We start from the raw sequence: 25,298 nt of genomic DNA, 5'->3' as shown, positions 1-25,298 counted from the left end.
TATTTCAAGCTTAAAATTTTAAGGTTGAAATAAATTTCCCGACGACTTAGCCAGTCGATCGTTCGACAAATCGGGAAAGGAGTTGGCGAGATGAAGATCGCATGCGCAGGCGGCGGCCCGGCAGGCCTCTATTTCGCTATCTCGATGAAGCTGCGCGATCCATCGCACACGATCGACGTGTTCGAACGCAATCGTGCCGACGATACGTTCGGCTGGGGAGTCGTCTTCTCGGACCAGACAGTCGAGAATCTGATGGCCAACGACCCGGTCAGCGGGGAGACGATCCGCGACGAATTCGCCCATTGGGACGATATCGAAGTCCACATCCGCGGCGAATCCATCCGTTCGGGGGGGCACGGATTTATCGGCATCGGGCGCAAGCGGCTGCTCGCGATACTGCAGGATCGTGCACGCGAGCTGGGCATCGGCCTGCACTTCGAACATGAAGCGAGCGCCGATCTGGCCGATTGGGCGGACTACGATCTGGTGATCGCGGCCGATGGCGCGAACAGCCGCATTCGCACTGCCCACGCCGAACATTTCGACGCCGATATTCAGGTGCGAAAGAACAAGTTTTTCTGGTTCGGCACCGAAAAGCAGTTCGATGCCTTCACATTTGCGTTCGAACAGACGGATGCCGGCTGGATATGGGCCCACGCCTATCGTTTCGACGACCGGCTTTCGACATTCATCGTAGAGATGGAGCCGGAAACCTGGCAGCGGCTCGGCCTCGACCGGATGGACCAGCCCGACGCGATCGCGCTGTGCGAAACAATCTTCGCGAAGCATCTCGACGGTCACGCCCTGATGTCCAACGCCACGCACCTGCCGGGACCGAAGGCGTGGCTCAATTTCCGCCGCATCGTTACCGCCAACTGGTCGTACGAGAAGTTCGTCCTGCTCGGCGACGCAGCGCATACCGCGCATTTCTCGATCGGATCGGGCACCAAGCTGGCGCTGGAAGATGCGATCAAGCTGGCCGAGGTGCTCAACCGCCCGGGCCTCGACCGGGCGCAGGCGCTTGCCGAATATCAGGCGGAGCGCAGCGTCGAGGTGCTGAAGCTTCAGAACAGCGCGCGCAATTCGACCGAGTGGTTCGAAACGCTCGACCGCTATCTGGCCTTTCCGCCGCTCCAGTTCGCATATTCGCTGCTCACCCGCTCGCAGCGGGTCAGCCACGAAAACCTGAGGCTGCGCGACAAGGCATGGCTGGAAGGGGTGGAGCGCTGGTTTCAGACCCAGGCCCCCGACGGCGCGGACGAAATCGCCCCACCGATGTTCGCCCCTTACAAGCTGCGCGAGATGCGCCTGTGCAACCGCGTCGTCGTATCGCCGATGGCAATGTACAGCGCCAAAAACGGCATGCCCGGCGATTTTCATCTGGTCCACTACGGCACCCGTGCGCAAGGCGGTGCGGGGCTAGTCTATACCGAAATGACCTGCGTTTCCGCCGATGGGCGGATCACCCCGGGATGCCCCGGCATGTATGCGCCCGAACATGTCGCCGCGTGGCGCCGCATCACCGATTTTGTGCACCGCGAAACCCCGGCCAGGATCTGTCTCCAGCTCGGCCATTCGGGCGCCAAAGGTTCCACCAGGATCGGCTGGGAGGGAATGGACGAACCGCTCGACAGCGGCAACTGGCCGCTGATCGCCGCATCGGACGTGCCGTGGAACGAAGCCAACCAGGTCCCGCGCCCGATGAACCGGGACGATATGATCCAGGTCCGCGATCAGTTCGTGGCTGCTACGCAGCGCGCGATAGAAGCTGGCTTCGATATGGTGGAGATGCACGCCGCCCACGGCTATCTTCTGTCCAGCTTCATCACCCCGCTGCAGAACCGGCGGAACGACGAATATGGCGGCTCGCTGGAAAACCGCCTGCGCTATCCCCTCGAAGTCTTCTCCGCGATGCGCGCCGTCTGGCCTGCCGACCGGCCGATGTCGGTTCGCATCTCTGCCACCGACTGGATGGGAACGGCAGGCGTGACGCCGGACGAAGCCGTGCAGATCGCCGAAGCGTTTCAGGCTGCCGGGGCCGACCTGATCGACGTTTCCGCCGGGCAGACCTGGGCGGCATCGCGTCCGGTTTACGGGCGCATGTTCCAGACGCCCTTCGCCGACCAGATCCGGAACGAGGCACGGGTTTCGACGATGGCCGTCGGCAACATCTTCGAAACCGACCACGTCAATTCGATTCTGGCCGCCGGGCGGGCAGATCTGGTGGCGCTCGGCCGGCCGCACATGATCGATCCCATGTGGACATTGCGCGCCGCGGCACAGCACGAATACGATCGTGCCCCCGTGCCGGCGCCCTATCTCGGCGGCATCGCCCAGCTGACGCGCAACATGAAGCGCGCGGCCGAGATGGAAGCCGCGGAGAATGGCTAGTCGGCAGTTGAAAGATGCCCATGCCCTTGTCACCGGGGGCGGATCGGGGATCGGCGCAGCCATTGCGCGCGCGCTGGCTGCCGAAGGCGCGCGGCTGACGCTGGTCGGCAGAACCCGCGGGCCGCTGGAAGAAACGGCAAACGCCCTGCGCACCGGATATGGGGCCGACGTGCATGTGGCGATTGCCGATGTTTCCGACCGCGAGGCGGTAGACACAGCCTGCGCCGCTGCGCGCGCGCAGCACGGCCCCATAGGCATTCTCATCAACAATGCGGGTATCGCGCCAAGCGCGCCCTTCGCCAGCGTTACCGCCGAAGCGTGGCGAAAAACGATCGGCGTCAACCTCGACGCGCTGTTTCATTGCACCCAATCCGCGCTGCCCGATCTGCTGGCGGCGCCCGCGGGTCGCATTGTGACGGTCGCATCGACCGCAGGGGTCAAAGGCTATGCCTATACCGCACCCTATGTCGCGTCGAAGCACGGCGCCATCGGCCTGACGCGCGCCCTGGCCGCAGAATATGCGCGAACGGCGCTGACGGTAAACGCCGTCTGCCCCGGCTTCTCCGACACCGGGATCGTCGACACTGCCGTCGCGCGTATCCAGACCGCGACGGGACGCAGCGCCGATCAGGCAAAGGCCGAACTCACGCGCTTCAACCCGCAGAGACGGCTGATAGAACCGGCCGAAGTGGCTGAAGCGGTAGCCTGGCTGTGCCGCCCGTCCAGCCGCTCGATCACCGGGCAGACCATCATGGTCGCAGGCGGAGAAGTGATGTGAACGACAGTCCATCGATACTCGACCATCGGATTGGCGATCCCGAACAGCGCGACAGCGTGCGGCTGTGGCTGCGATTGCTGGCGTGCACGCGGACAATCGAAAAGCAGGTGAGGCGGCGCTTCGCCGATCGGTACGACATCACCCTGCCGCGGTTCGACATCATGGCAGCACTCGATCGCCATCCTGAAGGGATGACGATGGGCCAGCTGTCACAAGCACTGCTGGTGTCCAACGGAAACGTCACCGGCGTCGTGCAGGCCCTGGTCCGCGATGGATACGTGGGGGTGGCACCCTCGCCCACCGATGGCCGATCCTCGATCGTGCGCCTGACCGAACAGGGGCGCCAGTGCTTCGACGGGCTGGCGGAAGCGCATCAGGACTGGATCGACGCAATGCTGGGCGGGCTGGAGCGCGACCAGCAGGGCGCGCTCCTCGAACTTCTCGGCACGCTGAAGGATTCGCTTGCCGCACAAATCGGAAAGGAAGAGGCATGAACCCCGAACAGTTCTCGCCAGAACACTTCGGCTGGCATTTCGCCGACGGCGTCGCGACCGTGACGCTCAATCGGCCCGAGCGCAAGAATCCCCTGACGTTCGAAAGCTATGCCGAACTGCGCGATACCTTCCGCGCCCTGGCCTATGCTCCGGCGGTAAAGGCCGTGATCGTCACGGGCGCCGGCGGCAACTTTTCATCGGGCGGGGATGTGCATGAGATCATCGGACCGTTGACCGAAATGGCAATGCCCGAATTGCTGGCTTTCACCCGGATGACCGGGGATCTCGTCAAGGCGATGCGCGCCTGCCCGCAGCCCATCGTCGCTGCGATCGACGGCATCTGTGTTGGCGCGGGCGCGATCATGGCAATGGCTTCCGACATGCGGATCGCGACCCCGACGGCCCGGACCGCTTTCCTGTTCACCCGCGTCGGCCTGGCCGGGTGCGACATGGGCGCTTGCGCAATACTGCCGCGGATCGTCGGCCAGGGCCGCGCATCCGAACTGCTTTACACCGGACGGATGATGACCGCCGAGGAAGGCGAACGCTGGGGCTTCCACAATCGCCTGGTCGACAGCGAAACGCTGGAGGAAGAAGCTCTCACCCTCGCTCGCTCGCTGGCTTGCGGCCCGACCTTCGCGCATGGCATCACCAAGACACAGCTCAACACCGAATGGTCGGTTTCGGTCGAAACGGCGATCGAAATGGAGGCCCAGGCGCAGGCAATCTGCATGGCAACCAACGATTTTCGTCGCGCTTTCGAGGCATTCGCCGCCAAGCGCACGCCAGAGTTCGCAGGCGACTGATGGCCGACCGCAGCTTCCTCGACTGGCCCTTCCTCGACGATGGGCACCGCCAGCTTGCTGCCGATCTGGATGCCTGGTGCGCCGACAACCTGGCTGACGATCATCCGGAGGACATCGACGGCGCCTGCCGCGCGCTCGTCCGCGCCCTGGGGGATGGCGGGTGGCTGCGTTACTGCGTTCCGGCCGCCTATGGCGGTGTTCACGAAACGCTGGATATCCGCTCGCTCGCGCTGATCCGCGAAACGCTGGCGCGGCATTCGGGCCTGGCGGACTTTGCATTCGCGATGCAGGGGCTCGGCTCAGGCACGATCAGTCTGTTCGGGACCGAGGCGCAGAAGCAGGCCTATCTTCCGGCCGTCGCGGCCGGGCAGAAGATTGCGGCTTTCGCGCTTACCGAACCCGTCTCGGGATCGGACGTCGCGGCAATGGAAACAACCGCCAGTCGCGTTGCGGACGGCTACCGTGTCGACGGCGCAAAGACGTATATCTCCAACGGCGGCATCGCCGACTATTACGTTCTGTTCGCCCGCACGGGGGAGGCACCGGGGGCGAAAGGCGTTTCGGCCTTCATCGTCGATGCCGACACCCCGGGATTGGCGGTAACCGAACGGATCGCGGTGATCGCGCCGCACCCCCTGGCGACGCTGACATTCACCGATATGGCCCTGCCGCAGTCCGCGCTGCTGGGCGAGGCCGGACGCGGCTTTGCCGCCGCCATGGCAACGCTCGACATCTTTCGTACGACTGTCGGCGCCGCAGCGCTTGGTTTCGCGCGGCGCGCGTTGGACGAAGCGACCGAGCGGGCGCGCACGCGCAAGCTGGGCAGCGGGGTTCTGGCAGATAATGCCGTCACCCAGTCAAAGCTCGCCGAAATGGTGCTCGACGTCGATACGTCGGCGCTGCTGATCTATCGCGCGGGCTGGCTGCGCGACGTCCGCGGAGAACGCAATTCGCGGGAAGCCGCGCTGGCCAAGCTGCATTCGACCGACAGCGCGCAGCAGGTGATCGACAAGGCCGTCCAGATGTTCGGGGGGCTGGGCGTTACCGTGGGCACCCCGGTGGAGGCGCTGTATCGCGAAGTGCGCGCATTGCGGATCTACGAAGGCGCATCCGAAGTGCAGAAAGTGGTCATCGCGCGTCAGCATCTTGCCCAAAGCGCACGCTGATGTTCACAACCAGCCTGCCCTTGCGCTTCGCGCACTGCGACCCTGCGGGCATTGCCTATTATCCGCGGTATTTCGAACTGTGTGACGCAGCGGTCGAAGACTGGACCGCCGCCGTGCTGGGGGTCGATCGGCGCACGATGCACGGCGAGCTGGGCATGGGCTTGCCAACGGTGGCCCTCAGTGCCGAATTCACCGCGCCCAGCCGGCTGGGCGACATGCTCGATTTCACAGTCCGCACGCTGCGGGTCGGCAAAAGCTCGCTCGACCTTGCGGTCGACATTGCCTGTGGCGGCGAAGCACGCTTCGCGGTTCGCCCCACCCTCGTGCTGATCGATCTCGCCAGCGCGCAGGCCCGCGCCTGGCCGGCAGACTTTCTCGAGCGTCTGAGGAAAGACGCAACGTCCAACAAGGAAGCATCATGACCGCCCACCAATCCCTCCTGCCCCCCGGCTGGCCGCGACCGCGCGGATATTCCAACGGCATTGCCGCCAGCGGCCGCATGATCTTCACCGCCGGGATCATCGGATGGGACGAGAACGAGCAGTTCGTCGCCGATGATCTTGCCGGACAATTCCGCCAGGTCCTGATCAATACGATCGCCGTTCTCGCCGAAGCCGGCGCGGCTGCCGAACATATCGTGCGCATGACCTGGTACGTCACCGACCGGGAGGAATATCTCGCCAGCCTGCCGGCCATTGGCGCCGCCTACCGCGAGCTCATCGGGCGCAATTTCCCCGCAATGGCGGTGGTCGAGGTTTCCGCGCTGGTGGAAGCTGCGGCCAGGATCGAGATTGAAACCACCGCCGTGATCCCCGCGCCGTAAGAAGGACGAACGCCGTGCAGAAATTCGACTGGTCCGATGCTTTCCTGCTAGATGGGCAGCTCAGCGACGAAGAACGGATGATCCGCGATGTGGCCAGGGCCTATGCCCAGGATCGCCTCGCCCCGCGGGTGATCGACGCATTCGCCGGCGAGCAGACCGACCCTGAGATCTTTCGCGAGATGGGTGCTCTCGGCCTGCTCGGCCCGACCCTGCCCGAAGCATACGGAGGGGTCGAGGCATCCTATGTCGCCTATGGCCTGATCGCACGAGAGGTCGAACGGATCGATTCAGGCTACCGTTCGATGATGAGCGTGCAGTCCAGCCTGGTCATGTATCCGATCCACGCCTTCGGCTCGCAGGAACAGAAGGAACGCTATCTGCCCGCCCTTGCCCGAGGGGAATCGATCGGCTGCTTCGGCCTGACCGAGCCCGACGCCGGTTCCGACCCCGGCGGCATGCGTACCAGGGCGATCAAGACCGATGATGGCTATCGGCTGAGCGGCGCCAAGACGTGGATCTCGAACGCCCCGATCGCCGACGTGTTCGTCGTCTGGGCCCGGTCGGAAGCACACGATGGCGCGATCCGTGGCTTCGTGCTGGACAAAGGCATGGCAGGCCTGTCCGCGCCGAAGATCGACGGCAAGCTCAGCCTGCGCACATCGATCACCGGCATGATTGTAATGGACGATGTGGAAGTGCCCGAAACGGCGATTCTGCCTGAAGTGTCCGGCCTCAAGGGGCCGTTTTCGTGCCTGAATCGCGCACGCTACGGGATCAGCTGGGGTGCCCTGGGCGCGGCCGAATACTGTTTCCACGCAGCGCGCCAGTACGGGCTCGACCGGCATCAGTTCGGCCGCCCGCTCGCCGCGACGCAGCTCTATCAGAAAAAGCTCGCGGATATGGAAAGCGAAATCGCCCTGGGCCTCCAGGCCAGCTTGCGCGTGGGCCGATTGATCGACGAGGGCGATTTCGCGCCCGAAATGATTTCGATCGTCAAGCGCAACAACGTGGGCAAGGCTCTCGACATCGCCCGCGCGGCACGCGACATGCACGGCGGCAATGGCATCAGCGGCGAATATCAGGTGATGCGCCACGCCATGAACCTCGAAACGGTGAACACCTACGAGGGGACACACGATGTCCATGCGCTGATCCTGGGCCGCGCCATCACCGGAATCGCCGCATTCTGACGCCGGAATCGGGCAATCTTCACGTCGCCCGGTTCCGCCATTTTGCCGCCCGTCCCGCCGACAATCGCACGCCTGCCAACTCGTTCGTCTTGAAACCGCTTTATTTTGCGGACAAGATCGCTAACGACGATATGATCAAATTCACGCAAAAATCGTAAGCATCCGGGTTCTGCCGCGCGGTCGAACGGAACGCGATGCGGGATTGCGGACAAGCCGAACCTGTGCTCGATTGAAGCGGCCTTGTCGGTGGATGCGTGTGGCGGGAAAGGCGTTTGAGGACGATATGAAAGCAGTGTCGAGCAAAAAGACGACAGGGGATGCTAAGGGCCAGATAGAAGACCGCGGCGATTATGACCCCAGCAGTGCGACGTTCCGGCTGGCCAATTCGCCATTCTATCTGATGGCCCACGCCGATTTTAAGTATCACGAGGATATGGACAAAGTGCTGCACAAGCACGGTGTCTCGAAGCCGATATATCGTGTGATGACGGTTCTTCGCGAACGCCAGCCGGCGAGCATCGGGGCGATCGCAGAGGCTGCGCTGACCAAACGGTCGACCATCAGCCGGATCATCGACCGCATGATCGAACAGAACCTGGTTACCGCTGAGCCCAATGCGGAAGACAACCGCGTAACCGAGGTGACCCTGACTGCCGCCGGCGAGCAGATGCTGCGCAAGCTGACGCCAATCGTCGGGCGTCAGTTCATGCGGGCAATGGATGGAATCAGCAACCGCGACATCGCCCATCTTCTGCGCACGTTGCAGAAAATCGGCGCGAACCTCAGCAAGCTGCCGATCGAGTAATCGGCGCTAGTCCGGCGATCGTACGATCTCGCCATCCGCGATAACGTAACGGACATCACGCAGGTTATCGAGCCTATCGAGAGGGTTCGCGCCCACGATCAGAACATCGGCGATTTTGCCTGGTTCGATCGTGCCCAGCTTGTCGCCCATCCGCATGATCTCCGCCCCGACGCGGGTCGCCGATGCGAGCACGTCGGCATTGGTCATCCCGGCTTCGCTAAGATAAGCCAGTTCGCGAAAATAGGCGTCGGGATAACGTTCTTCGTTCTCGAACGGAATATCGGTGCCGACGCCGATGGGCACCCCCGCGCGATAGGCTTCCGATACCCGAGCCAGATGATCCTGCTGGTCGATCACGAAGCGGCGTGAATGGGTGTAGTAGAACCCGCCGGACGGAATGCCCGCAGTCGGGTAGCCGCCGTTCAACAGGTTGTCGAAGGCCCCGATCGTGGGCACGAACGCCGTGCCATGCTTCTTCATCAGCGGAACCGTATCGTCGGTCATCGCCAGTGGATGCTCAAGCGTATCGACGCCCGCCTCGATCGCCCAATCGGTGTATTTGTCGTAGCTGTCGATCGCCACGGGCACGTCCAGCGAATGCGCTTCCTCGATCGCCGCTGCTATCTCCGCGCGGTCCGCCGGCGCACCAAGCTTGATCCAGTCGGCCAGCCGGCGAACCTGCTGCCGGACTGCCGTGCGCCATTCCCACGGGCCGTTGAAGCCGCGCGAAGGGCCGCCCAGGCCGGGCTTCTGTCGTCCGGTTGCAGTCGACGTGACTTCATCGCCATGGCCGCCGGTGCTGGCAATCAGGCGGCCACTCCACAGGACGCGCGGCCCGGCGATGAGGCCGCGGTCGACCGCTTCCTTTATCCGCAGGGCGACGTCATCAACCGTCCCCACATCGCGCGCCGCGGTAATGCCGGCATCGACCAGTTGCCCGGCCAGCACCGTGCCCCGGATCGCTGCTGCGGCCGGACTGTCGGAATAGTGTCCGAAATCGTGGCAGCGTTGCTGCGTGAAATGGATATGGAGATCGATCAATCCGGGCATGATGAACAGCCCGGTTGCATCGATGGTCCTGTCCGCATCCGTGGGAAGCGGCGTGTTCGATAAAGGTCCGGCGGCCAGAATGCGGTCGCCCTGCATCACCAGTACAGCGTTTTCCACGGGGGCACCGCCGCGGCCATCGATCAGCGTGCCCCCGGCTACGACGATGACCGGCTCCTCGCTGCGGTCGACCGGGGGAATCGGCACACGCCGGACATCGTCCGACGTTTCCGGGACGGGATAGGGCGCCGCCTTCGCCGAAGTTGCGGGCCATGCCGCTATCGCCGCGACCAGCGCCGCCCCGGCCAGTGTGCGATGCGTCCGACCACGAATTCCGCCACATGCCCCAATCAGTCTCATCGACGCGTCCCCCATAATGTGCAATTACATATGAATTAAAGCGTGAATTGCTTGACGGGGCAAGCACGATTTGTTTCACATTCGCGTCAGGCCGGCAGAGCGTCCGGCCCGCATGGGGAGCGCTAGATGCAAGCACCATCGCAACCGGCGCAGGACACGTTGCTCAGCGACGCGATGAACCTCGCCCGGTCCGGCAAGCTCGACGACGCGGCGCGGAAGCTGCGGCGCGTGCTGGGAGAGAATCCGAACCAGCCCGACGCGCTTCAGCTGCTCGGGATGGTTGCACGGCAACGGAACGATCACGACCAAGCGATCGAACTCTTCAACCGATCGCTGGCCGCCCGCCCCGACCAGCCTCACGTGCTCAATAATCTGGGCAACAGCCTGCTCGACCTTGGCAGGCCATTCGATGCGAGCGAGGCCTATCGCGAGGCGCTGCGGCAGGTTCCGACCTATGACGACGCACGGATCAATCTGGCGCTGTCATTGATACGGCTCGACCTGCTCGACGAAGCGGAACGCACCGTGCGCCCCTTGCTCGACCGACGGCCGATAAACGGCCGTGCCTGGGCCGCCGTCGGAGAGATCCGGAGCGCGGCGGGCCACCACGCCCGCGCTGTCACCGCATATCGCACAGCGTTGGAAACGAGCCCTGGGCATTTGCCGTGGCTGCACAACCTTGCCGTGGCACTGCGCCAGATCGGACGCGCCCGCGAGGCGCTGCCGATCCTGCTCGATTGCGCCGCAAAGTCACCGGCGCAGGCGAAGATTCCCTACAACCTCGGCCACTGCCTGCAGGATCTCGGCCGTTTCGACGAGGCGGCAGAGGCTTACCGCCATGCAATCAGGCTGACGCCCACCGATGCGGATATCCACGAATCGCTGAGCCGAATGCTGTGGCATCAGGGCAAGAGCGGGGACCATCTGCGCAGCTATCGCGAAGCGCTGGCCTCTCATCCCGGTCACCCCCGGCTTCTGGCGGGCCTCGCCAGGCGCCTGATCCTGGCCGGCGAACCGGGAGAGGCGGCGGCGCTGCTGAGCCCGGCCGTCGCACAAACCATTGGCGGTACCGACCTGCAAAGCCTGCTGGCCCAGGCGCAATGGTCTTCGGGCCAGCCGGATCGGGCGGTTCAGACGTTCGATGCCGCCCTGAAACTGGATCCTGATCACGCGCCGACCTTGCGCGAGTATGCCCGCGCCTTGGTGATCCTGGAACGTTACGGCGATGCCCTGCCCCGGATCGAGCGCAGACTTGCCGCCGATCCGTTCGATCAGCAGGCACTGGCGCTGCAAGCCATTGCCTGGCGATTGACCGGAGACGGTAGAACGCGCTGGCTCGAAGACCCGGCCCTCATCCGCACGTTCCAGCTGAAGCCGGCCACTGGCGATGCGGGGAGTTTCAATAGCGATCTCGGGCGCGCTCTTCAGGCACTCCATGGTGGTCGGAACGCACCGCTGGAGCAGACGCTGCGCGGCGGCACGCAAACGTCCGACGATCTCTTCAGTCGCGATATCCGCGAGATCGAAGCCGTCCGCACCATGATCGAAGACGCAGTCATGCAGTACATCGCCGATCTGCCCGACGATCCGGCGCATCCCTTCCTGCGCCGGAAAGGCAGTGGCTTTTCGTTCTCCGGTTCATGGTCGGCGCGGCTCGATGCGGGCGGGCATCACACCAACCACATCCACCCCGCCGGATGGATCAGCGCCGTCTACTACGTCGCCGTGCCCCCGGAAATGAACGACCGGGAAGGCTGGCTGAAGTTCGGGGAGACCGGCCTTCATCTGGGTGCGAACGAGCGGATCCTGCGCACGATACGCCCGGAACCGGGGATGCTCGTCCTGTTCCCATCGTATTTCTACCACGGGACGATCCCGTTCTCTGCCGAAGCTCACCGCCTGACGATCGCATTCGATGCCGTCCCCGCAGACGCGCATCCACAATAGTTGCATTTGCAAGTTTTATCATTAGAATCGCAGCACGAGAGGAACCAATCGATGACCAACGTTCTCCAGCAGCTCGCCAGCGGGATCGCTTCGGGTACGATCCGCACGATCGATCTCACCCAGACGCTGTCGCCCGACACCCCCACCCTCGTCCTGCCGCCCGAATTCAATCAGTGCGCCGGTTTCAGCAAGGAAGAGATCTCGCGCTACGACGAACGGGGCGTCGGCTGGTACTGGAACAACTTTACGGTCAGCGAGCACACCGGCACGCATTTCGACGCTCCGATTCACTGGGCATCGGGGAAAGACCTGCCGAACAATTCGGCCGATACGATTCCCCCGGCAGATTTCATTGCCCCGGCCGTGGTGATCGACATTTCGCAGCAATCCGCGGCTGACCCTGATTACCTGCTGACCGTTGCCGATATCGAGGCGTGGGAAGCGACCCATGGCCCCATCCCGCCGCGCAGCTGGGTCCTGCTGCGCACCGATTGGTCGAAGCGTGAAGGCGATGCCTATACCAACCGCGACGACAAGGGTGCGCATACACCCGGGCCCACGACCGAGGCAGTTCGCTTCCTGCTGGAACAACGCGACATTCAAGGCCTGGGCGTCGAAACGATCGGCACAGATGCCGGGCAGGCGCATCTGCTGGAGCCGGCATATCCCGCGCACACCCTCATCCACGGCGCAGGGCGCTATGGATTGCAATGCCTCGAAAATCTCGACCTGCTGCCTGCGACGGGCAGCGTGATTGTCGCCGCGCCGCTCAAGATTGAAGACGGTTCGGGAAGCCCGCTGCGCGTCCTCGCGCTGGTCGCGGAATAAACGCATGGCCGAACGCTCCTTCAAGGCGGAAATCGAGCGGCTGAAGCTCGGCGAGGGCGAAACCTTCCATGGCGAAGGTATTCTCGCCGTTACCAAGGCTCTGCTCGAAAGCGGCGTCGCCTACGTCGGGGGATATCAGGGGTCGCCGATCAGCCATCTAATGGATGTGTTCTCCGACGCCAGCGAACTGATGGCGGGGCTTGGCGTCCATTTCGAAAGCTCGGCCAGCGAAGCCACCGCCGCCGCCATGCTGGCCGCTTCGGTCAACTATCCGTTGCGCGGTGCCGTCGCCTGGAAGTCGGTTGTCGGCACGAATGTGGCATCCGATGCCCTGTCCAATGTCGCGTCGGGTGGGGTTACCGGCGGCGCGCTGATCATCCTTGGCGAAGATTACGGCGAAGGTTCCTCGATCATGCAGGAACGCACCCATGCCTTCGCGATGAAATCGCAGATGTGGCTGCTCGATCCGCGACCCAGCCTGCCCGTTATCGTGGATATGGTGCAGAAGGGCTTCGAGCTTTCCGAAGCGTCGAACACTCCCGTTATGCTGGAACTGCGCGTCCGGGCGTGCCACGTCACCGGCAGCTTTACCGCGCGCGACAATCGCCGTCCGCCGCTCACGGTCGCCGAGGCGGCAGACGCACCGGTACGCGATACCGATCGAATCGTGCTGCCCCCGGCAAATTTCCTGCACGAAGTCGAAAAGATCGAGAAGCGCTGGCCCGCGGGAATCGATTTCATCCGCCGCAATGCACTGAACGAACACTTCGGCACCGAAGACGATGACATCGGCATCATCGTTCAGGGGGGCATATTCAACTCGCTGAACCGCGGGCTCGAACTGCTGGATCTGTCCGATGCCTATGGCAATGCGTCGCTGCCGATCTACGTGCTCAACGTTACTTATCCGCTGATCCCCGACGAGGTTCGCGATTTCTGCGCCGGCAAGCGTGCCGTGCTGGTGGTTGAGGAAGGCCAGCCCGAATTCATCGAGCACGAACTCAACACCCTGATCCGCCGCGCCGGTCTGGACACGACCGTTTGCGGGAAGGACGTTCTTCCGCGAGCGGGCGAATATACTGCCGACGCGATCCGTGAAGGGGTGTCCAAGTTCCTGCGCCAGCACGCACCCGGCCGCGCCCCGGCCGCGCAGTCCGCGCCGCCGCCCGCCCTCTCGCCCGCCAGCGTGCCCCAGCGGCCGGCAGGCTTCTGCACCGGCTGCCCCGAACGCCCGATCTTTTCCGCCATGAAACTGGTGCAGAAGGAAATCGGCGAACTCCACGTGTCCGCCGATATCGGCTGCCACCTGTTTTCGATCCTGCCGCCGTTTCATATCGGCAACACGACGATGGGCTACGGCCTCGGCACGGCTGGCGCTTCCGCGTTCAAGCCGGAAGGCAAGCGCGCCGTGGCGATCATGGGCGACGGCGGTTTCTGGCATAACGGGCTGACGTCTGGGATCGGCAACGCCGTCTTCAACCAGGACGACAACCTGACGATTATCGTCGACAACGGCTATTCTGCGGCGACTGGCGGGCAGGATATCCTCTCGTCGCGTGCGAAGCCGCCCCATCGCAAGACCAACAATCCTATCGAGCGCGCCGTGCGCGGCGTCGGGATCGCCTGGGCCAGGACACGCACCCGGACATACGATGTCGCCGGCATGCGCGATACCATCCGCGAAGCGCTAACCTCGCCCGAAAAAGGGCCAAAGGTGCTGATCGCCCAGTCCGAATGCCAGCTCAACCGGCAGCGCCGGCTGAAACCGCAGATTGCCCGCGCACTGAAGAGCGGGCAGCGCGTCGTGCGCGAACGTTTCGGCGTCGATCCCGATACCTGCACCGGCGACCACAGCTGCATCCGCCTGTCGGGCTGCCCCTCCCTGTCGATCCGCACAAATCCGGATCCGCTGCGGCAGGACCCGGTCGCCCACGTCGAAAACAGCTGCGTGGGTTGCGGTGTGTGCGGCGAAGTGAGCCACGCGGCGATCCTGTGTCCTTCGTTCTACAAGGCCCGGATCATCAGCAACCCCAGCCGGGGCGACCGTATTCGCCACCGGATGCGCCAGTGGGTGATCGGCTTTCTGCAGCGGCACGACGAACGCAAACTGGCGGCGAGGGCATTCTGATGACCGGGCGCGAAAGAATCACGATCGCAGTGCTCGGGCTGGGCGGCCAGGGCGGCGGCGTTCTGGCCAACTGGATCGTTCAACTGGCCGAGGCGTGCGGCTATATCGCACAGGGCACATCGGTGCCCGGCGTGGCCCAGCGCACCGGCGCAACCGTCTATTATGTCGAAATGATTCCGGCCGACACTGCGGACGCCCCCGTTCTGGCGCTGATGCCCGTGCCGGGGGATGTCGATATCGTCGTCGCATCCGAACTGATGGAAGCCGGGCGCGCGATCCTGCGCGGCTTCGTCTCGAAAGACACGCTTCTCATCGGATCGACGCACCGTGTCTACGCCATTAGCGAGAAGACCGCGATGGGTGATGGCCGCGCCAGCAACGACCGCATTCTTGCCGCAGCGCAGGAGCGCGCCGGACGCTTCATCGGCTTCGATATGGAATCCACCGCCGATGCGAATGGCAGTGTGATCAGCTCGATCATGTTCGGTGCGCTTGCCGGCAGCGGCGGCCTGCCTTTCCAGCGGGAAGCGTTCGAAAACGCGATCCGGGCGGGCGGGAAAGCCATCGATGCGAACTTGCGCGGTTTTGCCGCTGGGTTCGATGCCGCCCAGGGCAAGCTGGATGCTGCCGAAACGTCGGACACCGAACGCCCGGAACCAACCAGCGAAGCCGGTCGCGCACTGGCACAGCGGATTGAGCGCGCGCTCCCGCAAGAAGCCCATGCCTTTGCGTTCGAGGGCGTTCGGCGGCTGATCGACTATCAGGATCGGCGCTACGCCGAACTCTATCTCGATCGGCTGGAAGCTCTGGCCGGGACCGGCGAATTTGTGGCCGAGGCCGCACGCCATCTGGCGCTGTGGATGTCGTACGAGGACACGATCAGGGTCGCCGCGCTGAAGATCCGGCGCTCGCGCTTTGCGCGCGTCAGGGAAGAGGTGAAGGCGCAGGACGACCAGATCGTGCAACTGACCGAGTATCTCCATCCCCGGCTGGAGGAAATCTGCGAAACCCTGCCCGCAGCGATCGGCCGCCGGGTCCTCGCCAGCAAGCGCATGCAGCGTCTTTTGAAGCCGCTCTTCGCCAAGGGGCGTCATGTCGAAACGACCAGCCTGCGCTGGTTCCTGGCATTGCAAGCGCTCGCGGGTTGGCGGCGCTGGCGGCGGGGGACGCTGCGCTACGCAATCGAACAGGCACGGATTGAAGACTGGCTTGCCCTGGTGCGAGCGGCCGAACCGGCGAGCGCGCTGGAACTCGTCAAATGCCAGCGCCTGATCAAGGGATATGGCGATACGTTCGAACGCGGCCTGCGCAGTTTCGGGCTGATCGTCGACCGTTACCGCCAGGGCGGAATCGATGCCGCCGGGATTGCGCGCCTGCGCGAAGCCGCGCTGGCGGATGAAGACGGGAAGGCGCTGGCGGCGGCCCTTGCCGCCTGACCCCTGGCGGTCTTCCGCAGTTCTATTCGCGGTTGGCTTCGATCCAGGCATCGACCTGCGTTTCCAGCAGAGTCATCGGCAACTGGCCTTGCGCCAGCACGAGATCGTGAAAGGCGCGAATGTCGAAGCGATCCCCCAGGGCCTCCTCGGCGCGCTGCCGTAGGGCGACGATCTTCAGTTCACCGACCTTGTAGGCGACCGCACCGGCAGGCGCGCCAATATAACGGGCCAGCTCGGTATCGATATTGACGTCCGCCAGCGCGGTATTGTCCTCAAAGCACTTCCGCGCCCGTGCATAGTCCCAGCCCATCACGTGAATGCCGGTGTCGACGACCATGCGGCAGGCGCGCCACATCTCGGTCGATAGGCTGCCGAACTTCTCATAGGCATTGCGGTAAACGCCCATTTCATGCCCAAGCCGCTCGGCATAGAGCGCCCAGCCTTCGCGGAATGCGAGCAGATCGCGCGCGCGGCGGAAGCCGGGGAGGTTCCTGTTTTCGCGGTTCAGCGCCCCGTGCGTATGATGCCCCGGCGCAGCTTCGTGCAGGCTCAGCGCCGGGACTTCGTACAGGGGACGCTGATCGAGGTGCGATGTGTTGACGACGAACGTACCGGCGAAACCCTTCTCCATGTCCCCGCCGCCGCCGCCACGGGCAGTGGTGTAGCCTTCCTCCAGCTCCCGCGGGACGGGAACGATCGTGAAGGGCTGACGCGGAAGATGGGAAAAATACCGCGGTAGAACGCCGTCGATCCGTTTCGCGGCTGCTGCGTACTTTTCGATCAGCTCTTCGCGGCTGGTGGCGTAGAACTGCGGATCGGTCCGCAGGAAATGCAGCCATTCGGCAAAATCACCCTCGAACCCGGTCGACGCGATTACGGCATCCATCTCCGCCCGGATTCGGCGCACTTCGGACAGGCCCAGCGCGTGAATATCCTCTGCCGAAAGATCGGTCGTGGTGTAGTAACGGAGCAGGAAATCGTAGTAGGCCCGGCCATTCGGAACCGCCGCGATGCCGAGTTCCTGCCGCGCCGCCTCGCGATACGGACCGTCGATATAGCTCAGCATGGCGCGTTGCGCGGGCCGAATTTCGTTCGCGATCAGGCCGCGGGCCTGTGCCGCGACCGCAGGGAACGCCGCCAGCGCTTCGACCATCGGGTCTTGTTCAGGCGCGCGCGCGATCTGCTTGCGCAAAACCGCCACGGCGACATCGGCAACCAGTTCCGGGTGGGTCCACCCCGTCGCCACGCCGCGTTCCAGGTTCGCCCGCTGTTGCGCGAAGTATGCCGGTATCCCGCGCATCCGCGCCAACCACGCGCGCGCCTGATCTTCGTTCTGAAGATCGATCCTGCGAGCCACGGAATACGGTGTGTTGTAGAATCCTTCGTGGGCCACGAAGGCGAAACGGCGCTCGTCGAAATCGATGCCCTCGATCCGCCAGCCGATCAACGCGCGCAGATGATCGCGATTGATGCGGTCTTCCTGCTCCAGCGAGCGATCGGGTAGCCGATCGAGCGCATCCGCCAGCCGTTCCAGTTCGGCCCGGCGCCATGCCATGTCTTTTGGCGATTCTGCAGGCCATCCTTCGCGCGAACTCGTGGGGTCGGACCGGCCGGCTTCCATCGGATACTCGGCCGCGAAGTCTTCGTATTCTGCGATCAGTTCGGGCAAGTCCGGGGCCCGCGCCGCCACCACGAATACAGCAGCCAGGCACAATGCCGCGAGACGCGGCAGCCGGGCGTTCATAGACGAAGCGGAAGCGGGCATATCGGCTATCCTTTGAGATTGGGCGCTGGCAACGGGTTCGGCAGAAAGGCGCGAGGCACATTGCGCTGAAAAATGGTTCCGCCTAGTTGCCGTTCATGGACGCCTTCCGATCCGGAAATCCGCGCACGCCTGCATTTCAGGTCGAACGCTATCCATTCTATCTGCTCACCCGGCTGGTGAGCCGGTACAACACGATCATCGATACGCGGTTGCGCGCGATCGATCTGGATATCCCCAGTTGGCGAGTGCTGATGATCCTGGGCGAAAAGTCGCCGCGAAGCGCGCGCGATATTTCCGATACGGCCGTCATCAATCTGTCCACCATGACGCGGATCATGCAGCGGATGATCGCCGCGGGTCTGATTACCAAGACCCAAAGCAATACCGACGCGCGTGTTTCGATGGTCGCGCTGGCGCCGGAAGGGGAGAAACGTCTGGCGACGGCGCGGCAGGCCACGGCGCCGATTTACGAACACCTCGTCAACGGACTTGCCCCCGACGAGTTCGAGCAGCTGATCGGCTTGCTCAATCAGCTTCACGACAACCTGGAACCGCTCGTTCCCTGAAGCCCGCATCCCGATCAGTCCGACAGGTATGCGAGGGACATGAGCAACTTGGGCATCATCGCCGCGGCAGCGTGAAAGCGAATGGGTTGCGGGCTGCGCGGCTGCACCGACAAAGCCTCACGCTCGCCGGTCGCGAGCATCTCCGCCAGTTCCACGCCCAATGCGGTGTTGGTGGCGATGCCGCGCCCGTTGCAGGCCTGGATCGCGATTGCATCATCGCCAAGATCGTAAATCTCGGGCAGGAACGAAGTGTTGACCCAGGCAAGCCCGCGCCAGATGTGGCCGATATCGGGGGCGGGCAGGGCCGCGAAATTCTGCCGCAGCCGCCGTTCCGCCTCGCGCCGGCGCGCCCGATCTCCCCGTACGAAAAAAGTCGTCGGATAACCGGAAATCAGATGACCGTGCCGATCGGTTCGGGCGGTAAACAGGTACGGACGCTTGTCGGTGAAAGCGCCGCCTTCGGGCAAAGTCGCCTGCCGCTGATCCGAAGAAAGCGGTGAGGTGGCGAACTGCACCACATGGAGCGGCAGACTGGTGCGCTCCATCGCCGGATGCAGGGCTGCGTTGCCGCCATTGGCCGCCAGTACCAGCCGCCGGGCGCGGATCGTGCCTTCGCGGGTGCGACAGATCCAGCCGCCGGCCTGGCGCGTCAGAGACTTCACCCGGCTGTTGGCAAACACTTTCGCACCACTATCGAGCGCTGAGCGTATCAGACCGCGAACATAGGCCAGGGGATTTAGGCTGCCGCCTGTCCGGAACTGCAGCGCACCGGCATAGCGCGGGCTTCCGAACAGGCGTGCACTTGCCTCCGCCTCGACAAAGTCGACATCGTAGCCCCGCGTCCGCCACTGCTCGGCATATTGGCGCTGGTCCTGGGCCAGTGCCTCCGTATGGGCGGGGGTGTAGAACCCGTCCTGCCGCGGATCGCAATCTATCGCATGTCTTTCGACAAGATCGAACACGGTCTGCGCCGAACGACCGATCATGCGCGTCAATCGCTCGCCAGCCTCGGTCCCCAGGGCCGTGCAAATCGTTTCAGGCGAATGGCGAATGTAATCGGGCGCGATCAGCCCGCCGCTCTGCCCGGTGGCGCCGCAACCCGGTTCGCCGGCTTCGACCACCGCCACCTGTATGCCGCGCTCGGCAAGATGGAGGGCAGTGGTGGCCCCTGCCACACCGGCCCCGATCACGAGAACCTCCGTCTCCACGTGTCCCCGCAGCGGCGGCAGGGTCGCACCGGCAGGCGCTGTGGAGAGCCACAACGACTGGTCCGGCGCCTGGGCGCCGTGGGCATCTGACGCACCTGTGCGTGGCATTTACCGCTCACTCTCAAGCGAAAGGAGCACTTGCGCGAGAGGATGTGTGCTCTCAACGCTGCCCGGAAGCGGGGACAACTTCATCTCTGTAACTTTCCTGCTCACCCGTCGTTCGGGCTTTGACATTGTTCTGTTTTCAGGTTGCCGCACGGCCAAATGACGAACTGTCGCGCCCCATTCGTCTTGCCGCAGCAACAAAAATGAGAACGAAGCACAGGGCAACCGGCGTATTCATGATCATCGGCAGGGACATTTCGTTATTTCCCACGATGGATACGGCGATAAAGATCGCCGTTCCTTCCTGCCGCATAAGGTGTTCTATCCCGATGGCGGTATTTTCGCGCCGCGAGAATCCCGCGAACCGCACTATGCCCATGACGACCAGAACGACGGCGAGATTGATCGCAACAGTTATCCAGAACAGCGCGCCCAGGTTCTCGCGCAGGACCGGGACCTGATCGAACAGGATCAGCCCGAACGAGGCGAACAGCACGATCGTCGCGATGTTCTTCACATAGGGCTTGATGCTCAGCGCCAGCGCGGGGCGCCAGGCCCGCACGGCGAAACCGGTCGCCACGGGCAACAGCGTGATCGAGAAGATATCCCAGAAGAACTGGCCCAGCGGAATGTTCACTTCCGCGTCCAGCCCCATGAAGTGCAGCAGCGCAAAATGCGCATAGAATGGCACGACCACGATGTAGATCATGCTGATGATCAGCGTCATCGACATCGACAGCGCCAGATCGCCTTTCGCCATGTCGGTAAACAGGTTCGACAGCATGCCGCCCGGTGTCGTCGCCAGCAACACGAACCCGACCGCCAGGGCGGCGGTGGGGGCGACGGTCAGCGCCATGGTCACGCCGATCAAGGGTGGCACCACCAGCATCGAACATACGCCGAGTATCAGCGCCCGCTTGTTGCGAAACACCTGCCGGAAATCGTCCGCCGTCAGCGACAGCCCCATAGAGGCCATGATGGCGACCAGCGAACCCGGCAGGAGCCAGTCGCCCAGCAGCGCCATCAGATCATCGTACGCCATACCCGCCCCTTCAGACCGTTTCGAGCGACAGGGTGCAGGCGCCGTTGCGGCGGATCGTACGGCAATCGGCCTGAGCCTTGGCCAGATCCTCATCCAGGATACGTGCGCACACGTTCGCCTGGATCCAGCCGAACGGCATCATCAGGCGCCCACCGCCGCCATAGAACAGCCCGATGTCGTAAAAGTCGCCCGGCGGCAGACCTTTGGTGCTGCCCGCTGCAAGATAGGCCAGGACGATGTCACCGGCATCCGGATACGATGTAGCGTTCTCGGGCGGAACGGCGGGCTGGTCCATATCGCCGGGCAGGACCCCGGCGGGCATCGGAACTGAAATTTCCGGGCCGGTCCAGATCGCGTGCATCGCGTCGAAGCCGGCCTTGCGTTCGGCAAGATCCCAGAGGAACTGCGCCGACACGGGCGCCGCATCGTCCAGCAACTGGCAGCGAGCAGACAGGCCGGATTCCGGTTCTACCAATCGAATGATCCGCATATCGCCCCTCAATCCTCGCCAGTCGTTGCAAAGTATTCTTCTTTCTGCAGCGCGATCGGCACATTGCCGTTCAGCCACAGAAAGTCGTGGAATCGTTTCAGATCGAAAGCATCCCCTTCGCGCACACGCGCTTCGGCCAGGAATTCCGCCGTCTGCATCTTTCCGATCTGGTAGCTGATGGCCTGCCCCGGCGCGGCCGCGAAGAATACCGCTTCGTGCTCGGCCGTGGGGCGATCCATCGGCACCATCGCTTCGAGGTAATCGGCCGCTTCGGCTATTGTGAACTCGCCCATCGCGAGCTTAACGTCCACCTCTACCCGCAGCGCCCGCGCCCGTGCGAAGTTGTAGATGATCTCGCGAGATTTGGGTGCATCCGACCACAATCCGGCCTGGAGCATCATCTCCTCAGCGTAGAAGCCGGTCCCTTCGTTCGCGCCGCTGTCGTAATAATGCCGGCGCAGCGGATTGGGGTGCTTCCAGCCCAAAGCAAGCTGAAAGAAGTGGCCCGGCACACCTTCGTGAACGATAATCGGCTTGGGATCGCGCGTGATCGACAGGTTGAAGTAACCCAGATCGGGCGACGGATCGGGCAGGTAAACGGTGGCGTCCTGCCCGACCCGACTCTGACTGGTCAGATCGAACGTTCTGCCCAGCCAGCCGATAGGTGCCAGGTAATCGGGGAAAGGCTGCGCATTGTAATGCCCTGCCCAGTCGGGAACGGTCAGCAGCCCCCGTTCGCGCAGGAACTTGCGAACCTCCAGCTCATCGGCGTCGAGCTGCGCGGTGACGGCATCTATCGAGCGTCCGATCGGCAGCTCGGACACGCCCGCATTGCGATTGCGCTCGAGTTCCTCGAACAGGACCGAACGGGCCCATTCCTGCCGGCCCATGACCAGCAAGTCCGCCGGCGAATAGGGATAGAGCGCCACTTCGTTCAGGAAGAAGCGATAGCTGTCGGCACCCACGGCCGTGCTGTCGGGCAGGCCAGCGCGATTGTTCTCAAGGAAACGCGCAAACTGTTCAGCCGATGCGATCGCTCTTTCAGCCGATGCCGCCAGTGCTGAACGTTGCGCAGGCGTAGCGTGGGGGTCGAGCCCTGCGACCATGCCCCGCAGGCTGGCGGGCACCTGATCCAGTTGCGATAGCGCGGCGTCGACGAACGGGCCGCGCATATCGTCCAGGTTCTGCTGCCCTGCGGCGAAAACCGAGGGTGCATTGTCCAGCAGGCGAACGACCTGTTCGATCCGCGCACTCTCGACCGGCGGCGGGGGCAGGAGCGTTTCGAACACCGGGGTGAAGGCTTGCGCGACATAGAAATGCGGCTGCCGCCGCCATGCGGCGACGTGATCGAGTTCCCACCGCACCCGGGCAAGCGCTGAACCGACAAGGCGGTAATCGACCGACTGGCTGACATTCCGCGGTTCGTCTGCAAGGCGCTGCCAGCGCGCTTCGAACTGGCGCAATGCCTCCTTCTGTCGCTCGACCGCTGCAGGCGACCAGTCGGGCACCCAGCGATCCGGCCGCTCGATGCGGGGGATGTCGTCGCTCGTCGCCGGCTGGGTCGTGGCCCGCCACGCCCAGAACTCCGCACCCAGGTCCTGGACGGCCGGTTCATTCGCCGCACTCGCCGTTGCCAGCATTGCGGCTCCACCGACGATAAAGGCCATTATCGCGCGCAGCATCCTACTTCCTGTTCTTCACGTTGCGATCGAAGAATTCGACCATCTTGCGGAACGAAAAGCGGGTCTGCGGCAAACCTTCGAGATCCCAGCCGTGATGCGCGCCCGGCAGGGTGACCAGTTCGAACATCTGCTCCCGCTCGATCATGGCTTCGGCCAGTGCGATGGTGTCGGAATAGAGCACCACCGGGTCGCGCGAGCCGTGGATGATCATCAGCGGATCTTCTATCCCCGCGGACTGGTAGAGCGCTGATTGCGCCTCGTACCGTTCGGGCATGTCATCGCCTTCCGGCGGTCCCATGATCCACATCTGAGAGGGGTAGGCATGCCAGACGTTGGTGGCCGGTGCGCCGGCTATGCCCGCGGCATAGACGCCGGGCTTCTTGGCCAGCGACATGATCGTCATCAGCCCGCCGTAGCTTGATCCCCAGATACCGATCCGGTCCGGGTCGGCATGACCTTCCGCGATCAGATAGCGCACGCCGCTTTCCAGATCGTTGATGTCGGTTTCGCCGTAGCTGTGCAGCTGCGTCTGATTATGGTCGCGCCCCTGCCCCCACGATCCGCGAACATTGACGCTGATCACGAGATAGCCCTGGCTGACAAGATACTGATCCAGGCCCCAGGTCGGGTGGGATCGGCGCCCGCCCCACTGATTGCGGACGGCATCCGAATAGACCGAACCGACGATCACCGGATAGCGCCGGTTGGGATCGAAATTCGCCGGCACGCTGAGCCGGGCGACCAGATTCATCCCGTCCACATGGCTCGGGAATTCGACATAGCGGGTATCCGCCCACGTCTGTTCATAGAAATCCGGCTGGGGCGAACGGGTGACACGTTCCGCCGTTCCCGGCCGGGCAGTGTCGATCACGAACAGTTCCGGCGGCATCGTATCGCTGCTGTACCAGTCGGCGATACGGCTGAAGTCGGGAGAATAGACCGGCTGATGCGTTCCCGGTGCAGCGCCCGAAACGCGCTCCACCTCGCCCCCGGTGAAAGGCACACGATAGATCTGACGATCGGCCAGGTGCGACTTGTTCGCCGTGAAGTAGAGCGAGTTCGTCGCCCGATCGACGGCGAAGCCTTCGATTTCCCATTCGCCCTGCGTGATCTGGCGCGGGGTCTCGCCTGCCTGGCGCTGGTGATAGAGCTGCAGCCAGCCATCGCGATCGGTCAGTATGATCAGGCCATCGTCACCCGGCGCCCAGTCCACTTGCCAGTCAGGCCGCAAGTGGCGCGGTTCACGCAACTGATAGAACGTTTCGCGCTCACCGGTCGCGGTATCGTAGAGATATATGGTGTGCTCTTTCGCCTCCAGATCGGAGCCGCTGATAAACAGCCGCTCACCATCCCCCGAAAGGCCATAGTCCCAGACATGGTGCTTGGGGTCCGGCCGGTCGAAGAAGCGAATCTCGCCCGAGGCGATAGAGACCATACCGACAAGCGCCCGCGTCGTTTCGTCGCCGGGGAAGGCACGGATTACACGATTGTTCTGAAGCTCGCCGTCTGCATAAAAATAGATGTCGCGTTCCGGCATCGCCCGGTCGTCGGACTGCTGAAAGGTGATGGCCTTGCCATCGCTCGCCCATTCGTAATCCTGGACGTAAACTTTCGGATCGTCGCTGCTGACAAGCCGGCGCGCTGCGATATCGCTCCTCTCGCCGATGCTGCGAACCCACAGCACCCCGCCCAGCGTGACACGATTGCGGGTATCAACCGGGTTCCCCGAAACGAACGCAAGCCACTTGCCATCGGGCGACACGGCCAGCTTGCGGATCGCCCGCTTGTCGGTTTCGACTGGCGAGATCGATCCGTCGGCTTCCCGAATGTGGAGCTGCCCGCCCAGGGTGAAGGCCACCCGGCCCTCGCCCAGCATAACCGCCTGGGCGATGCCGGCCTGCTGCACTTCGGGATCGCTATCGCGGCCTAGGAAAGTCAGCCGGGTCTTCTCGCCGGTCCGCGCGGAATAGGCCCAGACATCGCGAAAGCTGTATCCTTCGTCGTTCCACAGAAACAGGACGGTGTCGTTGTCCGGCGCCCAGCTATAGCCTTCCGGAGTGGTCCCGATCAGGCTCTTGTCACGGTAAAGCTCCCCGATCGACAGCGTCGTGCCCGCGACCGCCCCGGCATCGGTTGCCGTAGCCCCCTCAGCCGCCGCAGGAGAAGCAGTGGCGAGGAACAGCACCGCTGCCATTCCGGCCGATCGGAAAAAACCAAACATGCCCATTTCGGGAAACTCCA

Annotated in this window: 21 protein-coding genes; 14 read left to right on the top strand and 7 right to left on the bottom strand. The window is 63.7% G+C overall.

Going from position 1 to position 25,298, the window contains the following annotated elements; genetic code table 11:
* Positions 1-90: 90 nt before the first annotated feature.
* From AM2010_RS12230 to AM2010_RS12190, 9 genes are all read left to right on the top strand, one after another.
* A complete protein-coding gene (locus AM2010_RS12230) occupies positions 91-2,391 on the top strand; it encodes a bifunctional salicylyl-CoA 5-hydroxylase/oxidoreductase (protein ID WP_047807306.1) in 2,301 nt (766 codons plus the stop codon).
* Positions 2,384-3,169, top strand: coding sequence for an SDR family NAD(P)-dependent oxidoreductase (locus AM2010_RS12225; RefSeq protein ID WP_047807305.1), 786 nt, complete (start codon positions 2,384-2,386; stop codon positions 3,167-3,169). Before AM2010_RS12230 ends, AM2010_RS12225 begins: the two co-directional genes overlap by 8 nt.
* Positions 3,166-3,663, top strand: a complete 498-nt coding sequence (locus AM2010_RS12220; RefSeq protein WP_047807304.1) for a MarR family winged helix-turn-helix transcriptional regulator — start codon at positions 3,166-3,168, stop codon at positions 3,661-3,663. The genes AM2010_RS12225 and AM2010_RS12220 overlap by 4 nt, the downstream gene beginning before the upstream one ends.
* The gene (locus AM2010_RS12215) at positions 3,660-4,469 is read left to right on the top strand and encodes an enoyl-CoA hydratase family protein (protein ID WP_047807303.1); all 810 of its coding nucleotides are present in this window, start codon (positions 3,660-3,662) and stop codon (positions 4,467-4,469) included. The genes AM2010_RS12220 and AM2010_RS12215 overlap by 4 nt, the downstream gene beginning before the upstream one ends.
* Positions 4,469-5,635: an acyl-CoA dehydrogenase family protein gene (locus AM2010_RS12210; protein WP_047807302.1), complete on the top strand. Its 1,167-nt coding sequence runs from the start codon at positions 4,469-4,471 to the stop codon at positions 5,633-5,635. The genes AM2010_RS12215 and AM2010_RS12210 overlap by 1 nt, the downstream gene beginning before the upstream one ends.
* A complete protein-coding gene (locus AM2010_RS12205; protein WP_047807301.1) occupies positions 5,635-6,057 on the top strand; it encodes an acyl-CoA thioesterase in 423 nt (140 codons plus the stop codon). The genes AM2010_RS12210 and AM2010_RS12205 overlap by 1 nt, the downstream gene beginning before the upstream one ends.
* On the top strand, positions 6,054-6,458 hold the full coding sequence (locus tag AM2010_RS12200; protein WP_047807300.1) for a RidA family protein: 405 nt from the start codon (positions 6,054-6,056) through the stop codon (positions 6,456-6,458). The genes AM2010_RS12205 and AM2010_RS12200 overlap by 4 nt, the downstream gene beginning before the upstream one ends.
* A 14-nt stretch (positions 6,459-6,472) precedes the next feature.
* Complete coding sequence (locus tag AM2010_RS12195) at positions 6,473-7,648, top strand: acyl-CoA dehydrogenase (protein WP_047807299.1); 1,176 nt, start codon at positions 6,473-6,475, stop codon at positions 7,646-7,648.
* Positions 7,649-7,931: 283 nt separating this feature from the next.
* A complete protein-coding gene (locus AM2010_RS12190) occupies positions 7,932-8,453 on the top strand; it encodes a MarR family winged helix-turn-helix transcriptional regulator (protein WP_058350924.1) in 522 nt (173 codons plus the stop codon).
* A 6-nt stretch (positions 8,454-8,459) separates the two neighbouring features.
* On the opposite strand, the gene AM2010_RS12185 is transcribed toward AM2010_RS12190, so the two are convergent.
* Positions 8,460-9,860, bottom strand: coding sequence for an amidohydrolase family protein (locus AM2010_RS12185; protein WP_047807297.1), 1,401 nt, complete (start codon positions 9,858-9,860; stop codon positions 8,460-8,462).
* Between the two features lie 126 nt (positions 9,861-9,986).
* Between AM2010_RS12185 and AM2010_RS12180 the strand changes: the two genes are divergently transcribed.
* Genes AM2010_RS12180 through AM2010_RS12165 form a run of 4 tightly spaced genes read left to right on the top strand, consistent with a single transcriptional unit; the run spans position 9,987 to position 16,199 of the window.
* Complete coding sequence (locus AM2010_RS12180; RefSeq protein WP_058350922.1) at positions 9,987-11,807, top strand: tetratricopeptide repeat protein; 1,821 nt, start codon at positions 9,987-9,989, stop codon at positions 11,805-11,807.
* A gap of 51 nt (positions 11,808-11,858) precedes the next feature.
* Positions 11,859-12,635 (top strand): cyclase family protein, encoded by a 777-nt coding sequence (locus AM2010_RS12175; protein ID WP_047807295.1) that lies wholly within the window; start codon positions 11,859-11,861, stop codon positions 12,633-12,635.
* A 4-nt stretch (positions 12,636-12,639) separates the two neighbouring features.
* Positions 12,640-14,763: an indolepyruvate ferredoxin oxidoreductase subunit alpha gene (locus tag AM2010_RS12170; RefSeq protein ID WP_047807294.1), complete on the top strand. Its 2,124-nt coding sequence runs from the start codon at positions 12,640-12,642 to the stop codon at positions 14,761-14,763.
* Positions 14,763-16,199, top strand: coding sequence for an indolepyruvate oxidoreductase subunit beta family protein (locus AM2010_RS12165; protein WP_047807293.1), 1,437 nt, complete (start codon positions 14,763-14,765; stop codon positions 16,197-16,199). Before AM2010_RS12170 ends, AM2010_RS12165 begins: the two co-directional genes overlap by 1 nt.
* A 22-nt stretch (positions 16,200-16,221) precedes the next feature.
* Here AM2010_RS12165 and AM2010_RS12160 read toward each other — a convergent pair whose 3' ends face one another.
* Positions 16,222-17,943: a DUF885 domain-containing protein gene (locus AM2010_RS12160; RefSeq protein WP_047807292.1), complete on the bottom strand. Its 1,722-nt coding sequence runs from the start codon at positions 17,941-17,943 to the stop codon at positions 16,222-16,224.
* 116 nt (positions 17,944-18,059) lie between these two features.
* Between AM2010_RS12160 and AM2010_RS12155 the strand changes: the two genes are divergently transcribed.
* Complete coding sequence (locus AM2010_RS12155; protein ID WP_047807291.1) at positions 18,060-18,530, top strand: MarR family winged helix-turn-helix transcriptional regulator; 471 nt, start codon at positions 18,060-18,062, stop codon at positions 18,528-18,530.
* A 14-nt stretch (positions 18,531-18,544) separates the two neighbouring features.
* Here the strand turns inward: AM2010_RS12155 and AM2010_RS12150 are convergent, their stop codons facing one another.
* From AM2010_RS12150 to AM2010_RS12130, 5 genes are all read right to left on the bottom strand, one after another.
* Positions 18,545-19,846, bottom strand: coding sequence for an NAD(P)/FAD-dependent oxidoreductase (locus AM2010_RS12150; RefSeq protein WP_053044080.1), 1,302 nt, complete (start codon positions 19,844-19,846; stop codon positions 18,545-18,547).
* A 136-nt stretch (positions 19,847-19,982) separates the two neighbouring features.
* Entirely contained in the window at positions 19,983-20,885 is a 903-nt protein-coding gene (locus tag AM2010_RS13830) for a bile acid:sodium symporter family protein (RefSeq protein ID WP_053044079.1), read from the bottom strand.
* A 10-nt stretch (positions 20,886-20,895) separates the two neighbouring features.
* The gene (locus AM2010_RS12140; protein ID WP_047807290.1) at positions 20,896-21,375 is read right to left on the bottom strand and encodes a DUF3830 family protein; all 480 of its coding nucleotides are present in this window, start codon (positions 21,373-21,375) and stop codon (positions 20,896-20,898) included.
* Positions 21,376-21,383: 8 nt separating this feature from the next.
* Entirely contained in the window at positions 21,384-23,057 is a 1,674-nt protein-coding gene (locus AM2010_RS12135) for a DUF885 family protein (RefSeq protein WP_053044078.1), read from the bottom strand.
* 1 nt (position 23,058) lies between these two features.
* A complete protein-coding gene (locus tag AM2010_RS12130; protein ID WP_160325578.1) occupies positions 23,059-25,251 on the bottom strand; it encodes a S9 family peptidase in 2,193 nt (730 codons plus the stop codon).
* Between the last annotated feature and the right edge of the window lie 47 nt (positions 25,252-25,298).

The organism is Pelagerythrobacter marensis (genome assembly GCF_001028625.1).
Lineage (GTDB): Bacteria > Pseudomonadota > Alphaproteobacteria > Sphingomonadales > Sphingomonadaceae > Pelagerythrobacter > Pelagerythrobacter marensis.
This window is presented reverse-complemented; position numbering and strand designations above follow the sequence as displayed.

Bases quoted from the DNA above. Each gene is read 5' to 3' on its own strand.
- AM2010_RS12230 (WP_047807306.1), top strand. From the start codon at position 91: ATGAAGATCGCATGCGCAGGCGGCGGCCCGGCAGGCCTCTATTTCGCT.
- AM2010_RS12225 (WP_047807305.1), top strand. From the start codon at position 2,384: ATGGCTAGTCGGCAGTTGAAAGATGCCCATGCCCTTGTCACCGGGGGC.
- AM2010_RS12215 (WP_047807303.1), top strand. From the start codon at position 3,660: ATGAACCCCGAACAGTTCTCGCCAGAACACTTCGGCTGGCATTTCGCC.
- AM2010_RS12210 (WP_047807302.1), top strand. From the start codon at position 4,469: ATGGCCGACCGCAGCTTCCTCGACTGGCCCTTCCTCGACGATGGGCAC.
- AM2010_RS12205 (WP_047807301.1), top strand. From the start codon at position 5,635: ATGTTCACAACCAGCCTGCCCTTGCGCTTCGCGCACTGCGACCCTGCG.
- AM2010_RS12200 (WP_047807300.1), top strand. From the start codon at position 6,054: ATGACCGCCCACCAATCCCTCCTGCCCCCCGGCTGGCCGCGACCGCGC.
- AM2010_RS12190 (WP_058350924.1), top strand. From the start codon at position 7,932: ATGAAAGCAGTGTCGAGCAAAAAGACGACAGGGGATGCTAAGGGCCAG.
- AM2010_RS12185 (WP_047807297.1), bottom strand. From the start codon at position 9,860: ATGAGACTGATTGGGGCATGTGGCGGAATTCGTGGTCGGACGCATCGC.
- AM2010_RS12180 (WP_058350922.1), top strand. From the start codon at position 9,987: ATGCAAGCACCATCGCAACCGGCGCAGGACACGTTGCTCAGCGACGCG.
- AM2010_RS12175 (WP_047807295.1), top strand. From the start codon at position 11,859: ATGACCAACGTTCTCCAGCAGCTCGCCAGCGGGATCGCTTCGGGTACG.
- AM2010_RS12170 (WP_047807294.1), top strand. From the start codon at position 12,640: ATGGCCGAACGCTCCTTCAAGGCGGAAATCGAGCGGCTGAAGCTCGGC.
- AM2010_RS12165 (WP_047807293.1), top strand. From the start codon at position 14,763: ATGACCGGGCGCGAAAGAATCACGATCGCAGTGCTCGGGCTGGGCGGC.
- AM2010_RS12160 (WP_047807292.1), bottom strand. From the start codon at position 17,943: ATGAACGCCCGGCTGCCGCGTCTCGCGGCATTGTGCCTGGCTGCTGTA.
- AM2010_RS12155 (WP_047807291.1), top strand. From the start codon at position 18,060: ATGGACGCCTTCCGATCCGGAAATCCGCGCACGCCTGCATTTCAGGTC.
- AM2010_RS12150 (WP_053044080.1), bottom strand. From the start codon at position 19,846: ATGCCACGCACAGGTGCGTCAGATGCCCACGGCGCCCAGGCGCCGGAC.
- AM2010_RS13830 (WP_053044079.1), bottom strand. From the start codon at position 20,885: ATGGCGTACGATGATCTGATGGCGCTGCTGGGCGACTGGCTCCTGCCG.
- AM2010_RS12140 (WP_047807290.1), bottom strand. From the start codon at position 21,375: ATGCGGATCATTCGATTGGTAGAACCGGAATCCGGCCTGTCTGCTCGC.
- AM2010_RS12135 (WP_053044078.1), bottom strand. From the start codon at position 23,057: ATGCTGCGCGCGATAATGGCCTTTATCGTCGGTGGAGCCGCAATGCTG.
- AM2010_RS12130 (WP_160325578.1), bottom strand. From the start codon at position 25,251: ATGGCAGCGGTGCTGTTCCTCGCCACTGCTTCTCCTGCGGCGGCTGAG.